Source organism: Butyricicoccus sp. Marseille-Q5471, from assembly GCF_951230135.1.
In the GTDB taxonomy this organism is placed as follows: domain Bacteria; phylum Bacillota; class Clostridia; order Oscillospirales; family Butyricicoccaceae; genus Agathobaculum.
This window is the reverse complement of sequence record NZ_CATNVC010000001.1, coordinates 82,677-97,185: the sequence shown is the minus strand read 5'-3', so window position 1 is coordinate 97,185 and position 14,509 is coordinate 82,677. Positions and strand designations below refer to the sequence as shown.

Below are 14,509 nucleotides of genomic sequence, written 5' to 3'. Positions count from 1 at the left end.
GAGCCCTTATATAAGGACTCCTTTCTCGTGGAGCAGGCGCCGGGCACAGTTGTGCCGCAGCGCTGGAGCAGCTTTAATCATTCTGGTGTTCCAATGATTCGCGCAGCTTTTCGAGCGCTTTCTTTTCAATGCGTGAAACGTAGGAACGAGAAATGTCGAGATGTCGGGCGACCTCGCGCTGGGTGAGTGGGGCAGGTGTGCCGAGTCCGTAGCGCAGGCGGATAATCTCACGTTCGCGTGGGGTCAGACAGGCTGCGAGCGCCTGATGCATCGCGTCGTATCGGTCGTGCTCTTCTACTGCCTGAAGATTTAGATCCTCGCAGCAGATGACGTCCATCAGATTCAGCGCATTGCCGTCCGCATCGGTGTCGAGCGAATCCGAGAGCGACAGCTCCCCGGCTGATTTGCGTTTTTGACGGAAGTGCATAAGCAGTTCGTTCTGAATGCATTTGGAGGCATAGGTCGCAAGTTTAATGTTCTTATCCGCGTTAAACGTGCTGACCGCCTTGATTAGTCCGATGGTGCCGATTGAAATGAGATCATCCTGTTCGGCACGGTCTGCATAATATTTTTTGACGATGTGCGCAACCAGTCTCAGATTATGTTCAATCAGTTTGGCGCGCGCGGCCTCGTCCCCCTCCTGCATTTTACAAAGCAGCTCGTGCTCCTCTTCGGGGGACAGCGGCTTGGGGAACGAACCGCCGCTGCCTTGAACTCGCAGCACCAGAAAGAAAAACGCGCCTCCCAGCGCCAGCAGGGCGGATAACAGCATAGCTTAGCACCTCGTTTCCAGATAGTGGTTTTAATTTATGTTGGCGGCGGATTGTCCTATGCGAAATCAAAAGAAAGGCTTGTAATTTGGATAACCTTCCAGTATAATAAATTTATTAACGGCAAAAAGCACAAGGAGGTGTTAAATATGCCAAGTGGACAGGATTACCTGTACTATATCGTTCAGTTCGCGCCGATCGTATTGCTCGTCGTTGTGTTCTACTTTATGCTCATTCGTCCGCAGCGTAAGCGCGACAAGGCTGAGCGTGACATGAGAAGCTCGATTTCGATTGGTGACGAAGTCTCGACCATCGGTGGTTTCATCGGCAAGGTCGTCAACATTAAGGACGATGTACTGACCATCGAAACCTCTTCCGATCGCACCAAGCTGCGCATTTACCGTTGGGCGATCCGCGGTAAGGAAGCTCCGGCGACCGAGGGTGTTGAAGCGCCCAAGGAAGCAAACGAAAAGAAGTAATAACCCAACTCTTTGCCGAATACCATGTACAAACAGTTTCGGCGGGAGGTAGCGTGATATGAGAAAAACCGATAGCGGTACGTCACCGGTCAGCATTCTGCTGCCGGCGGCGGGTACCGGATTAATCCTGACCCTGCTCCTGATGTTTGTGGGCGCTCTGCTTGTGCAGCGCGGCACACTCGGGGAAGGCGCGGTAACACCCTGTGCGCTGGTCTTTCTGGCGTTTGGCTGTGCCGTGGCGGCGATGATTTCGGCCAAGCGCGCACCCGGCGGCAAGTTCCTCTGGGCGGTCGGCGCAGGGGCGCTGGTTTTTCTGGTGATGCTTGTCGGCGGGGCAATCGCTCTGGGACAGCCCGTTCATATCCTGCGCGTACTGGTGAGTGTGATTTGCATGCTCGTCGGCTCGGCGCTCGGCGGTTTTGCCGGTGCGGGTATGCGCAAGAAAAAGCGCTATAAGCATATCAAAAAGTAAGACGTTGTGAAAGGGAGGAACCTATCATGAAGCATATTACCACGTTGACCTCGGCGACGCTGAAGCAGTCTGCTGCCAAGGGCGGCTGCGGCGAGTGCCAGACTTCCTGCCAGTCCGCCTGCAAGACCTCTTGCACGGTTGCGAACCAGACCTGCGAGCAGGCCAAGTAAGGCTAACAGAAGTCAAACTGCAAGGCGTGCCGGATTGGCGCGCCTTGTTTCTTATTCAGTTGGAGGAATAAATAAAATGATCCATCGCTTTACCAAAAAAGGCGTAAACTTCGTGCTCGATGTCAATTCGGGCGCGGTTCATGTACTGGATGACACGAGCTATGCGGTATCGGGCCTGGTTGATGAAGCCATGCCGGCCGAGTGCCCGCAGAGCGTGATTGACGCGCTGCCGGACACCGATCCGCAGGCGGTGCGTGAGGCGTATGCCGAGCTATACGATTTGAAGGAAAACGGACAGCTCTTCGCCAAGGATGATTACATCGACGTATCCAAGTACGTGCCGGTCGGCGCACCGGTCAAGGCACTTTGCCTGCACGTGGCGCACGACTGCAATCTCAGATGCAAATACTGCTTCGCATCGACCGGCGACTTTGGGCAGGGCCGTAAAATCATGCCACCTGAAATTGCGAAGAAGGCGATTGACTTTGTCATTGCCCGTTCGGGCGCGCGCCGCAATATCGAAGTGGATTTCTTCGGCGGTGAGCCGCTGATGGCATGGGACACCGTGACGCAGACGGTCGATTACGCGCGTTCTATCGAGGCGGAGCACGGCAAAAAGTTCCGTTTCACGATTACGACCAACGGTCTGCTTCTTGATGCGGACAAGCAGAAGTACATCAATGAAAACATGGATAACGTTGTGCTGTCGCTTGACGGCCGCCCCTCGGTCAATGACGAGTTCCGCAAGACCGTAAACGGCGGCGGCAGCTATGATGTGATCGTGCCCAAGTTTAAGGCGTTGGTTGACGCGCGCGATAAGGGCAAGGATTACTATGCACGCGGCACGTTTACCTCGCATAATCTGGATTTTGCAAACGATGTGCTGCACATTGCGGAGGCGGGCTTCGACCGTCTGTCCGTCGAGCCGGTAACGGCCGACCCGGACTCCGGCTACGACCTGACCGAAGCCGATTTGGACAAAATTTGTGCCGAGTACGACCGCCTGACCGACATTATGGAGGAGAAAAAGCGCGAAGGAAACTGCTTCTCGTTCTTCCACTTCATGGTTGATCTCAATCAGGGTCCCTGCGTTATCAAGCGTCTGCGCGGCTGTGGAGCGGGCTATGAGTATGTTGCCGTCACGCCGGATGGCGATGTCTATCCCTGCCACCAGTTTGTGGGCAAGGAAGAGTTTAAGCAGGGCAGCGTGCTGGATAATACGCTCGATTTGGATATTGCGCAGAAATTTGCCGGCATGAATATTTATTCCCGCCCTAAATGCCAAATCTGTTGGGCAAAGTTTTATTGTTCAGGTGGATGTTCTGCGGCAAACTATAATATGAACGGTGATATGAACGATTCCTATGATCTGGGCTGTGAAATGGAACGAAAACGCCTGGAGTGTGCAATATATCTAAAAGCGGTTGAGCATTTTTGTGCAAACTAGCAGGAACGACAAAAAGGCGAAAAACCGTGTAAAATGGATTGCCAATAGGGCTTTTTCTGCCGTATAATGAATATCGTATCTCTTGATGAGTATTTTTAGCAATCCATAAAGGAGTTGATTCCATGCCGCAAAACGTATTGGTAGCCGTCATCGGCGGGGGAGAATATTTGCCCCGGATGATTCGTGCGATTCTTGATAAAAACGTCATTCCCGCCAGAAATCTGTTTATTTCCTCCAAAAGCGAGGCTGCAAAAGCAGCCGCTGAGGGCAGCGGTGCTGTGGTGTGCGAGGACACCTTCGCCGCAGTGCTCAAAAGTGAAATCGTGCTCCTGTGTGCCTCCCGCCGGGAGATGGCCACCGAGCTTGCGCCGCTGTCGCAGTGCATCCAAAAGCGCATTCTGGTTACCGTGTGCGATGATGCGCGCGTAAATGTTGAATTCGTTGGCGAGCGCGTTGTTTCAGGTACCGAGCTGATTGCCGCGACGCTGCACAAGGACGAGGACGGCAAGCTGAGTGCGTCGTATGAAATCGGAAAAAATGTGCGCCTGTTCCTGCATCAGCCCTGCCGCGATTTGGTAAACGCAATGTGTGAGGACTGACTGGTCTAAAACGAACAAGCCGGGAATATGCTTTATCAGAACCTTCCGTAAGGGGGAGAAGTATGAGGAAAAAGCATGTTCTCGGCTTTTTTGACGAGCTTTTGCGCACACCTGCGTTTGTGTTTTTGTGCGCGATGTTTCTGTGCGGGGCGCTGGCGGGCGGCATGACAGGCCTAATCGCCGGCGAGGGGGACGATGCGATCCACTTGGCCGCGCTGCTGTCCGCCCTGCCTGAGCAGGCGGGACGGTGCGTGCTGGGCGCGGTGCTGTGGATCGCGTTGCCCGTATTATGCGCACTGCTGCGGCCGGTTCCGCTGTTCTTGGCCGGACTGTGTGCCGCACGCGGATTTGTCCTGGCGCTGACCGTTGCGGTCGGCATCGGACAGAAGGAAAGCCTGCTGTTGTCGGTCTTGGCCACCGGCCTGCCGGCGGTGCTTGCGGTGCCTGCACTGCTTGCAGCCTGCACAATGGTTTGGTGTGTGACCGACCCGAGCGGCGGCAAGACCCTGCTGCAAAGCTGCCGGATTCCGTATGTAATCTGCATTGTGCTTGCAGCGCTCAGCGCATTGCTGCGCGTACTGCTGGCAGCATGGTGGCTTGGTTGATTGGCGCTTGACAGCCGATCGTCGTTTGCATACAATAAAAACAAAAACGAGGGACACGGCATGAAAATCGATGACTTAATCGCGCAGGCGATTGCATATGATGCGGGCGATCCGCGTCGGGTGCAGCATTTCATGAAGGTATACGCGTTTAGCCATGCCATCGGGCAGGCAGAGGGTCTGGAGGAGCACACCCAAAAGGTGCTCGACGCTGCAGCGGTGCTGCATGATATCGGTATTCATGAGGCGGAGCGGCTCCACGGTTCTTCTGCGGGGAAGTGGCAGGAGAGCGAGGGCCCTGCGGTGGCCGCACCCATGCTGCAGAAAGCGGGTGCAAACGGCGCGGAACAGGAGCGCGTGCTGTGGCTGATTGCGCATCATCACACCTATGACGCAGGTGAGGCGTTGGATTTTCGGATTTTGCTGGAAGCGGATTTTCTGGTCAACGCGTATGAAGACGAACTGCCGCGTGAGGCGTGTGAAATTGCGGCAAAACGCATTTTTCGTACAGAAACCGGCCGGCGGTTTCTGCAAGAGATGTATTTAAAAGAGAAATATCGTGCATAAAAAAGAGGGTGCCTTTGCACCCTCTTTTTTATGCAGCCTGCGGTATTTTTTTAAATTTTTGTGAAGTCTGTTGACAATGATTGAAATAGGCGTATACTATGCTAGTACCCTAACTGTAAGGAGGCTAACAATATGCTTGAGGATCGGATCGGAGCGGAGCTGGGAATGCTCAACAATCTGATCAAACGGCAAATGGCAATCAGAGCATCGGGAAGTGAAATGGAGAACGTCACAGGCATGCAGGGCATGATTATTCATTACCTGATTCATGAAGAGGCGCAGGGGGATCGGTTCCAAAAGGATATCGAAACCCAGTTCCACATTCGCCGTTCGACTGCGACCGGCATCCTTCAGTTGATGGAGCGCCACGGCTTGGTGCGGCGCGAGCCGGTCGAACATGATGCACGGCTGAAACGGCTTAAATTGACAGAAAAGGCACGTGCCTTCCACTCGGTTATCTGTTTGGAGTTAGAACAGATGGAATCGCTGATGCGCCAAAACATTGACGAGCAGCAGCTGCAGGTCTGGTTTGCGGTGTGTGAACAGATTCGTGCCAATTTGGAGGAGTACCAAAGCAAATCTTCGGAGGTGACACTATGATCAAACAACTGGTAGGGCGTGTACGCGAGTACAAGAAGGATGCGTTGCTCACGCCGTTTTTTGTGGTCTTGGAGGTCGTGATGGAGGTCGTGATACCGACCGTCATGGCGCTTTTGATTGACCGCGGCATTGATGCGGGAAATCTGGGCGCAATTTGGAAGTACGGCCTGATTCTAATTGTTTGCGCAATGCTTGCACTGGTGTTCGGCGCATTGGCGGGCACGTTTGCTTCGCGCGCTTCGGCGGGCTTTGCGCGAAATCTCAGGCACGATATGTATTATGCTGTGCAGGATTTTTCGTTTTCAAACATCGATAAATTCTCAACCGCGTCTATCGTCACCCGACTGACGACCGATGTAACCAATGTGCAGAACGCATTTCAGATGTGCACACGCATCGCGGTCAGATGTCCGGTGATGCTGATTTTCTCGCTGATTATGGCGTTCCGCATCAACAATCAGGTGGCGTGGGTATTTGTCGGCGTACTGCCAATTCTGGGAATCGGTCTGGGTATACTGATGAAGATTGTTGCGCCGGTATTTGCCCGCGTGTTCAAGACCTATGACCGCATGAACACGGTCGTACAGGAAAACCTGCGCGGCATCCGCGTGGTTAAAGCCTATGTGCGCGAGGAACATGAGACTGAGAAGTTCCAAAGCGTGTCCGGACGGCTGTACCGTGAGTTTTCCAAGGCGCAGAAGACTATGGCCTGCGCGATGCCGCTCATGCAGATTTGCATGTATGCGTGCATCCTGCTCATTTCGTGGTTCGGTGCGCGGCTGATTGTTGGCGGCAGTATGACAACGGGCGAGCTGACCAGTCTGTTCTCCTACGTTATGCAGATTCTGATCAGCCTGATGATGGTGGCAATGGTGTTCGTGATGATTACCATGTCCCGCGCGTCAGCGCAGCGCATCAGCGAGCTGCTGACCGAGCAGGCTGATCTGCACGACCCGGAAAATCCGGTCACTGCGGTCAAGGATGGCTCGATTCGCTTTGAAAACGTCAGCTTCAGCTACAAGGGAGATCATCATAAGTTTGCCCTGCATGGGGTCAATCTTGATATCAAGCCGGGGCAGACTGTCGGTATTCTGGGCGGCACGGGTTCGGCAAAGTCGTCTCTGGTGCAGCTCATTCCGCGCCTGTATGATGTGACCGAAGGCTCGGTCAAGGTCGGCGGCGTGGATGTGCGCGCCTATCATTTGGAAACCCTGCGTGACGAAGTTGCGATGGTGCTCCAGAAAAATGTGCTGTTTTCGGGCACGATTAAGGAAAATCTGCGTTGGGGCAACGAAAAAGCAACGGACGAAGAACTGAAACGCGTGTGCAAACTGGCGCAGGCGGATGAGTTCATTTCGCAGATGCCGGACGGCTATGATACCCACATCGAGCAGGGTGGCACCAATGTATCGGGCGGCCAGAAACAGCGTCTTTGCATTGCACGCGCGCTGCTGAAAAAACCGAAAATTCTGATTCTGGATGATTCAACCAGCGCGGTTGACACCAAGACGGATGCACTCATCCGCCGTGCGTTTGTCGAGGAAATCCCGGAAACCACCAAGCTCATTATCGCGCAGCGCGTGTCCTCGGTACAGGATGCCGATCAAATCATCGTCATGGACAACGGCTGCATCAATGCGGTCGGCACGCATGACGAGCTGCTGCGCAGCAATGAGATTTATCAGGAAGTTTATCGTTCACAGCAGAAGGGAGGCGAGGAATAATGCCCGGACCGATGATGGGAGGCGGCCGCCACGGCCGTCCCGCAGGAGGAAAGCGCGGCAAGAACCCGAAAAAGACCCTGGGACGCCTGCTTTCTTATATTAAGAGAGATTACAGCGGAAAATTCTTCGTTGTGCTGGTGTGCATCGTGCTCGGCGCGTTGGCAAGCGTCGCCGGTTCGATGTTCCTGCGCGTGTTGATTGACGACTACATTTCGCCCCTGCTTTTAGAGTCTTCGCCTGTGTTCAGCGGCCTGCTGCGCGCACTGGTGATGATGGGGTTTGTTTATCTGGTTGGCGTAATTTCTACCTTCCTTTATAACCGCTTGATGGTTTCCATCTCGCAAGGCGTGCTGAAAACCGTGCGCGATCAAATGTTCTCGCACATGCAGTCATTGCCCATTCGTTATTTCGACACCAACACCCACGGTGATGTGATGAGCCATTACACCAACGATACCGACACCCTGCAGCAGATGCTCAGCCAGTCGGTGCCGCAGATGTTCTCTTCGGCCATCACAATTGTTGCGGTTCTGGTGGCGATGCTGTTCACCAACGTGTGGCTGACGCTGTTTGTGCTGCTCGGCGTGTTTGTCATGCTGCGCGTGACTGCGAAAATCGGCGGCAACTCCGCAAAGTACTTTTTGGAGCAGCAGAAGTCAATCGGTAAGGTCAACGGTTATATTGAGGAAATGATCGGCGGACAGAAGGTCGTCAAGGTATTCTGCCGCGAGGATAAGTGCAAGGAGCAGTTTGACGGGCTCAACGAAGAGCTGCGTATCAATGCGACCCGCGCCAATACCTTTGCGAATATCCTGATGCCGATTATGATGAACATCGGCAACCTACTGTATGTACTGGTTGCGGTCGTCGGCGGTACGCTTGCGCTGACGGGCGTCAGCGGCGGCATCACGCTAGGCGTGATTGCGAGCTTCCTGCAGCTGACCAAGACCTTCACGCAGCCGGTCAGCCAGATTTCCCAACAGGTCAACTCCATCGTCATGGCGCTCGCGGGCGCGGAGCGAATCTTTGAGCTGATGGATGAACCGTCCGAGGTGGACGACGGCTATGTCACGCTGGTAAACGCCAAGTATGACGCGCAGGGCAAGCTGGTCGAAACCGAAGAAAAGACGAATATCTGGGCATGGAAGCATCCGCATGAGGACGGCACGCTGACCTATGAGCAGGTGCGCGGCGACGTTCGCTTCTTTGATGTCGATTTCGGCTACACGCCCGAGAAAATCGTACTGCACAATGTCACACTCTACGCTGAGCCGGGGCAGAAGGTGGCCTTCGTCGGCGCGACGGGCGCGGGTAAGACGACCATCACCAACTTGATTAACCGTTTTTATGATTTGGCCGACGGCAAGATTCGGTATGACGGTATCAACATCAACAAGATTAAGAAGTCTGATTTGCGCCGCTCGCTCGGTATTGTACTGCAGGATACGAATCTGTTCACTGGCACCATTCGTGATAATATCCGGTATGGCAGCCTGCATGCAACCGACGAGGAAATTAAGGCTGCGGCACAGCTTGCGGGTGCGGATGACTTTATTGAGCGCCTGCCCGATGGCTATGACACCGAGATTGACGGAGATGGCGGCAGCCTGTCGCAGGGACAGCGTCAGCTGCTTTCGATTGCGCGTGCGGCGGTAGCCGATCCGCCGGTTATGATTCTCGATGAGGCGACCAGCAGCATCGATACGCGAACCGAAGCCATCGTGCAGCGCGGCATGGATGGCTTGATGTGCGGGCGCACGGTATTCGTCATTGCGCACCGCCTGTCAACCGTGCAGAACGCAGATGTGATTATGGTGCTTGAGCTTGGCCGCATCATTGAACGGGGCAATCACGAGCAGCTGATTGCAGAGCATGGAAAGTATTATCAGTTATACACCGGCGCATTCGAATTGGAATGAGTTAAAAGGGCTTCTCCTCATTGGAGAAGCCCTTTTTAATGGACAATGCGAGAAATAAATCTTTTCCTGCAAGCGACGAAAAATAATGCATGAATCCCTGCAAGACGGACAAGTGTTTTCGGTAAGAACACACAAAACAGGTGTTTTATCTGAAAAGATAATAGGTAGATTGCCTGAAAATACCCCGAATATTAAAAAAGACCTGCAAAAGCGTTAAAATGGTAGTATAATAAAACAATAATCCGGGTTCCCCAAACAAAAGTAAACGTTTTCGGGGCGGGAAGATTAGCTTGTAAAAGGAGAAGATCACTATGAAGAAGATTCTGAGCATGCTTCTGGCCGGCACGATGCTGGCTACTGCGCTCACCGGCTGCGGTGCAGGCGGCAATTCGCAGGATGCCGGTACGAATGCGGACAGCGCTGAAGGCGATGCGTCTGCAAGTGCGGCTGTGTTTAAGCTTGGCGGCACCGGCCCGCTGACCGGCGGCGCGGCGATTTACGGCAACGCAGCCAAGAACGGCGCACAGATTGCGGTTGACGAAATCAACGCAGCAGGCGGCGCGGTTCAGTTTGAACTGAAGTACGAGGATGATGAGCACGATGCGGAGAAGGCTGTCAACGCGTACAACGCCCTGCTCGACTGGGGCATGCAGATTTCGCTGGGTTCGGTTACCTCCAAGCCCTGTGAAGCCACCGCTGCAGAGACCTATTCCGACCGTATTTTTGCCCTGACTCCGTCGGCTTCTTCGGTTGCCGTTATTGATGGCAAGGACAATATGTATCAGATGTGCTTTGCCGACCCCAACCAGGGCACCGCATCCGCACAGTACATTTTCGATCAGAAGCTGGGCACTAAGGTAGCTGTCATTTACAAGAATGACGACGTTTACTCCTCCGGTATCTATGATACCTTCAAGGCCAAGGCTGCTGAACTGGGTCTGGAGATCGTGTCCACCACCACCTTTACCGATGCTTCTGCAAACGATTTTACCGTACAGTTGGGCGAAGCACAGAAGGCCGGCGCTGACCTGCTGTTCCTGCCGATGTACTACCAGCCGGCATCTCTGATTCTGACCCAGGCGAAGTCCATGGGCTATGCACCCAAGATTTTCGGCGTGGACGGCATGGACGGCATCCTGACGTTGGAAGGCTTTGACACCACGCTTGCCGAAGGCGTTATGCTGCTGACTCCGTTCAACGCGGATGCAACGGACGACAAGACGGCAAACTTCGTTAAGACATACAAGGAAAAGTTTGGCGAGACCCCGAACCAGTTCGCGGCTGATGCGTACGACTGCGTTTACGCTTACGTTGCAGCGATTGAAGCTGCCGGCTGCACCGCTGACATGTCCGCGCAGGATATCTGCGAAAAGCTGGTTGAAGCATTCCCGACCATCTCCTTTGACGGCCTGACCGGCGAAGGCATGACCTGGGATGCAACCGGTGCTGTTTCCAAGAGCCCGAAGGGCATGATTATCAACAACGGCGCATACGTCGGTATGTAATTTAAAAGAAGACTCAAAGAAGAGCAAAGGAGGGCGCCGTATATACAGCGACGGCCCTCTTTTGCTTTTTTTGCTCCGCGACCACGAATATGGGGCGGGGCGGAGGCTTGTCCCGGGGCAGAAACAAGCCCCAGCCCCACCCCATATGAAACGGGTATGTATGTAAGAGAAATTAAAAGATTTGAATGAGGTGTATAGCATGACCTTCTTATCCTATCTGATCAGCGGTATCAGTCTGGGAAGCGTTTACGCCATCATCGCGCTCGGCTACACCATGGTTTACGGCATCGCCAAGATGCTCAACTTCGCCCACGGCGATGTAATCATGATCGGCGCGTATATGTCGTTCTGCGGGACCTCCTATATGGGTTGGTCCCCGCTGATGAGCGTTGTTCTGGCAATCGTTGTTTGTACGGTGCTCGGCGTTACGATTGAACGCCTGGCTTATAAGCCGCTGCGTATGGCGCCGTCTCTGGCGGTGCTGATTACGGCAATCGGCGTGTCCTACTTCCTCCAGAATGCAGCGCTGCTCATCTGGACCTCCAACCCCAAAAGCTTTACGTCCGTTGTGGGCGGCGGCGCAGTCAAGCTGTTTGACGGTCAGCTGTCCATTTCGCATGTCACACTGGTAACGGTGTTGGCCTGCGTAGTCATCATGGTTGCGCTGACGCTGTTCACCACCAAGACCAAGATGGGCACGGCAATGCGCGCCGTTTCTGAGGACAAGGGCGCAGCACAGCTGATGGGTATTAATGTGAATACGACAATTTCGGTCACTTTTGCAATCGGCTCGGGTCTGGCCGCCATCGCGGGCGTGCTGCTGTGCTCGGCCTATCCGACCCTGATGCCGACCACAGGCTCCATGCCCGGCATCAAGGCATTTACCGCAGCGGTATTCGGCGGCATCGGTTCGATTCCCGGCGCAATGCTGGGCGGTATTCTGCTCGGCGTGATCGAGATTTTTTCCAAGGCGTACATATCGACCCAGTTGTCGGACGCGATTGTGTTCGCCATGCTGATCGTCGTGCTGCTGGTCAAGCCGGACGGACTGCTTGGCAAGCATAGAAACGAGAAAGTGTGAGGTGGGCAAAATGAAAAAACTGAAAAATTTGTCCCCCAGCACACGTGACAATGTGATTTGCTACGGCTTGGCTGCCGTGTTCTTCATCGTCGTACAGGCGATGATTGCGGGCGGCCTGATTAACAACTCGCTGAAGGGTCAGCTTGTGCCGATTTGCGCCTATATTATCATGGCGGTTTCGCTGAACCTGACTGTCGGCGTACTGGGCGAGCTGTCGCTCGGCCATGCGGGCTTTATGTCGGTCGGCGCGTTCGCCGGCATTGTAGTCACAAGCAGTCTGGCCGATGTGATTCCGTCCGCGCCGCTGCGTCTGGCGATTGCGATGCTGGTTGCCGCTGTGTGCGCTGCTGTTGCGGGTGTCATCGTCGGCGTGCCTGTGCTGCGTCTGAAGGGCGACTACCTCGCTATTGTGACCTTGGCATTTGGCGAAATCATCAAGAACATCGTAAACGTGCTGTATATTGGCCGCGATGCATCCGGATTGCATTTCAGCCTGCTCGAACAGGGCTTTGAGCTGGGCGAGGGCGGCAAAATGATTATCAACGGCCCGATGGGCGTGTCCGGCATCCAGAAAATTTCGACCTTCACCTCGGGTATTGTGTTGGTGGTGATTACGCTGTTCCTCGTGCTGAACCTGATTAACAGCCGCGCGGGCCGTGCCATCATGGCCGTGCGCGACAATAAGATTGCCGCTGAATCGATTGGCATTTCGACCACGCGCTACAAGCTGCTGGCGTTTGTCGTCTCGGCTGCGCTTGCCGGTATGGCTGGCACGCTGTACGCGATGAATTACTCCACGGTTGTTGCCTCTAAGTTCGATTTCAACACCTCGATTCTGGTGCTCGTGTTCGTCGTGCTCGGCGGTCTGGGCAATATTTGGGGCTCGATGATCGGTGCGGCAGTGCTGACCGTGCTGCCTGAACTGCTGCGTCCGGTGCGCGATTACCGCATGCTGCTGTATGCCATTTTGCTGATCGCTATGATGCTGTTTAACAACTCCGGCATCAAGCAGCGTATGCTCGACAAGCGCGGCATGAAGCAGATGGAGAAGCTCGAAAAGTCCGAAAAGGGGGGTGCGTAACATGGCAATGCTTGAAGTGACCGAACTGGGCATTTCGTTTGGCGGCCTGCGCGCCGTCGACGAACTGAGTATGAAAATCGAAGAAGGCGGTCTGGTCGGCCTGATCGGCCCGAACGGCGCAGGCAAGACGACCGTGTTCAATATGCTGACCGGTGTGTACCGTCCGACGGATGGCGGCATCCGTCTGGATGGCGAAAACCTCATCGGTAAGAAGCCGCATGAAATCTGTCAAATGGGTGTGGCACGTACCTTCCAGAACATCCGTCTGTTTCCCAAGCTGACCGTGCTTGATAATGTCAAGGCCGGTCTGCACAATAAGATTACGTATACGCTGGCGGAAAGCTTGTTTCATCTCGGCTCTTACCGCAAAAAAGAGACGCAGATGAATGAAAAGGCGTTGGACATCCTCAAGGTGTTCGATTTGGACGGCATGGCCGATTATAAAGCGGCCAACCTGCCCTATGGCAAGCAGCGCAAGCTGGAGATTGCCCGTGCACTTGCGACCGAGCCCAAGCTGCTGCTGCTCGACGAGCCGGCTGCCGGCATGAACCCGAATGAGACGGCTGAGTTGATGGAAACCATTCAGCTGGTGCGCAGCAAATTCGGTGTGACCATTCTGCTGATTGAGCATGATATGAAGCTCGTTTCCGGCATCTGCGAATACCTGTACGTATTGAACTTTGGCCGCGAGCTCGCAGAGGGCACACCGGCTGAGGTGCTGTCGAATCCCGAGGTCGTTACGGCCTATCTGGGCGAATAAAGGAGGGGAACAAAGCGATATGGCAATGTTGGAAGTCAAAAACCTAAACGTCTATTATGGCCTGATTCACGCAATCCGCGACGTTTCCTTCGAGGTTGAACAGGGCGAGGTTGTCGCGCTCATCGGCGCGAACGGCGCGGGCAAAACCACTACGCTGCACACGGTCACCGGCCTGCTGCCTGCGAAAAGTGGTCAGGTGATTTTTGAAGGAAATGACATTACAAAGAAACCCGGACATGAGATTGTCCGTCTGGGCATGAGCCATGTGCCGGAAGGCCGCCGCGTGTTTGCTGAGCTGTCGGTGTATGAAAACCTCAAAATGGGCGCATATACCCGTCCCAAGGCTGAAATCGCCGAGTCGCTCGCGGGGGTTTACAAGCGTTTCCCGAGACTGGAGGAGCGCAAGAATCAGTTCGCCGGCACCCTGTCCGGCGGCGAGCAGCAGATGCTTGCTATGGGTCGCGCGCTGATGAGCCGTCCCAAAATTCTGCTGCTGGATGAACCCTCCATGGGTCTGTCGCCTCTGTTTGTCAGCGAAATCTTCAAGATTATTGAAGAGGTTTCGGCGGCAGGCACCACCGTGCTGTTGGTTGAGCAGAACGCAAAGAAGGCGCTTTCCATTGCAGACCGCGCCTATGTTTTGGAGACCGGCAAGGTCGTCAAATCGGGCGAGGCAAAGCTTCTGCTTGACGATGACTCGATTAAGCAAGCGTACTTGGGTGAATAAGGGGGA

General features: G+C 54.4%; 16 protein-coding genes. 15 read left to right on the top strand and 1 reads right to left on the bottom strand.

Translation table 11 applies throughout. From position 1 onward, the window contains the following. Positions 1 to 73 precede the first annotated feature (73 nt). The gene (gene sigK, locus QOX26_RS00480) at positions 74 to 772 is read right to left on the bottom strand and encodes an RNA polymerase sporulation sigma factor SigK (RefSeq protein WP_283672925.1); all 699 of its coding nucleotides are present in this window, start codon (positions 770 to 772) and stop codon (positions 74 to 76) included. 147 nt (positions 773 to 919) lie between these two features. Between sigK and yajC the strand changes: the two genes are divergently transcribed. From yajC to QOX26_RS00405, 15 genes are all read left to right on the top strand, one after another. Then, positions 920 to 1,249, top strand: coding sequence for a preprotein translocase subunit YajC (gene yajC / locus QOX26_RS00475; protein WP_283672924.1), 330 nt, complete (start codon positions 920 to 922; stop codon positions 1,247 to 1,249). Positions 1,250 to 1,307: 58 nt separating this feature from the next. Continuing rightward, the gene (locus QOX26_RS00470) at positions 1,308 to 1,721 is read left to right on the top strand and encodes a TIGR04086 family membrane protein (protein ID WP_283672923.1); all 414 of its coding nucleotides are present in this window, start codon (positions 1,308 to 1,310) and stop codon (positions 1,719 to 1,721) included. A 26-nt stretch (positions 1,722 to 1,747) separates the two neighbouring features. Further along, the gene (gene scfA / locus QOX26_RS00465; protein WP_283672922.1) at positions 1,748 to 1,891 is read left to right on the top strand and encodes a six-cysteine ranthipeptide SCIFF; all 144 of its coding nucleotides are present in this window, start codon (positions 1,748 to 1,750) and stop codon (positions 1,889 to 1,891) included. Between the two features lie 76 nt (positions 1,892 to 1,967). Beyond that, the gene (gene scfB, locus QOX26_RS00460; protein ID WP_283672921.1) at positions 1,968 to 3,338 is read left to right on the top strand and encodes a thioether cross-link-forming SCIFF peptide maturase; all 1,371 of its coding nucleotides are present in this window, start codon (positions 1,968 to 1,970) and stop codon (positions 3,336 to 3,338) included. Between the two features lie 122 nt (positions 3,339 to 3,460). Next, a complete protein-coding gene (locus tag QOX26_RS00455; RefSeq protein WP_283672920.1) occupies positions 3,461 to 3,937 on the top strand; it encodes an NAD(P)-binding domain-containing protein in 477 nt (158 codons plus the stop codon). 62 nt (positions 3,938 to 3,999) lie between these two features. Continuing rightward, positions 4,000 to 4,542 (top strand): hypothetical protein, encoded by a 543-nt coding sequence (locus QOX26_RS00450; protein WP_283672919.1) that lies wholly within the window; start codon positions 4,000 to 4,002, stop codon positions 4,540 to 4,542. Positions 4,543 to 4,602: 60 nt separating this feature from the next. After that, a complete protein-coding gene (locus QOX26_RS00445) occupies positions 4,603 to 5,106 on the top strand; it encodes an HD domain-containing protein (RefSeq protein WP_283672918.1) in 504 nt (167 codons plus the stop codon). Positions 5,107 to 5,238: 132 nt separating this feature from the next. Next, entirely contained in the window at positions 5,239 to 5,706 is a 468-nt protein-coding gene (locus tag QOX26_RS00440) for a MarR family winged helix-turn-helix transcriptional regulator (RefSeq protein ID WP_283672917.1), read from the top strand. Beyond that, positions 5,703 to 7,430 (top strand): ABC transporter ATP-binding protein, encoded by a 1,728-nt coding sequence (locus tag QOX26_RS00435; protein ID WP_283672916.1) that lies wholly within the window; start codon positions 5,703 to 5,705, stop codon positions 7,428 to 7,430. Before QOX26_RS00440 ends, QOX26_RS00435 begins: the two co-directional genes overlap by 4 nt. Then, positions 7,430 to 9,349, top strand: a complete 1,920-nt coding sequence (locus QOX26_RS00430) for an ABC transporter ATP-binding protein (RefSeq protein WP_442870192.1) — start codon at positions 7,430 to 7,432, stop codon at positions 9,347 to 9,349. Before QOX26_RS00435 ends, QOX26_RS00430 begins: the two co-directional genes overlap by 1 nt. Before the next feature lie 311 nt (positions 9,350 to 9,660). Next, positions 9,661 to 10,854 carry an ABC transporter substrate-binding protein gene (locus QOX26_RS00425; protein ID WP_283672915.1) on the top strand — a complete coding sequence of 398 codons (1,194 nt, stop codon included), beginning with the start codon at positions 9,661 to 9,663 and terminating at the stop codon, positions 10,852 to 10,854. A 199-nt stretch (positions 10,855 to 11,053) separates the two neighbouring features. After that, complete coding sequence (locus QOX26_RS00420) at positions 11,054 to 11,935, top strand: branched-chain amino acid ABC transporter permease (protein WP_283672914.1); 882 nt, start codon at positions 11,054 to 11,056, stop codon at positions 11,933 to 11,935. Between the two features lie 10 nt (positions 11,936 to 11,945). Continuing rightward, positions 11,946 to 13,016: a branched-chain amino acid ABC transporter permease gene (locus tag QOX26_RS00415; RefSeq protein ID WP_283672913.1), complete on the top strand. Its 1,071-nt coding sequence runs from the start codon at positions 11,946 to 11,948 to the stop codon at positions 13,014 to 13,016. A gap of 1 nt (position 13,017) precedes the next feature. Beyond that, entirely contained in the window at positions 13,018 to 13,776 is a 759-nt protein-coding gene (locus QOX26_RS00410) for an ABC transporter ATP-binding protein (protein WP_283672912.1), read from the top strand. A gap of 19 nt (positions 13,777 to 13,795) precedes the next feature. After that, positions 13,796 to 14,503, top strand: coding sequence for an ABC transporter ATP-binding protein (locus tag QOX26_RS00405; RefSeq protein WP_283672911.1), 708 nt, complete (start codon positions 13,796 to 13,798; stop codon positions 14,501 to 14,503). The last annotated feature ends 6 nt before the right edge of the window (positions 14,504 to 14,509 follow it).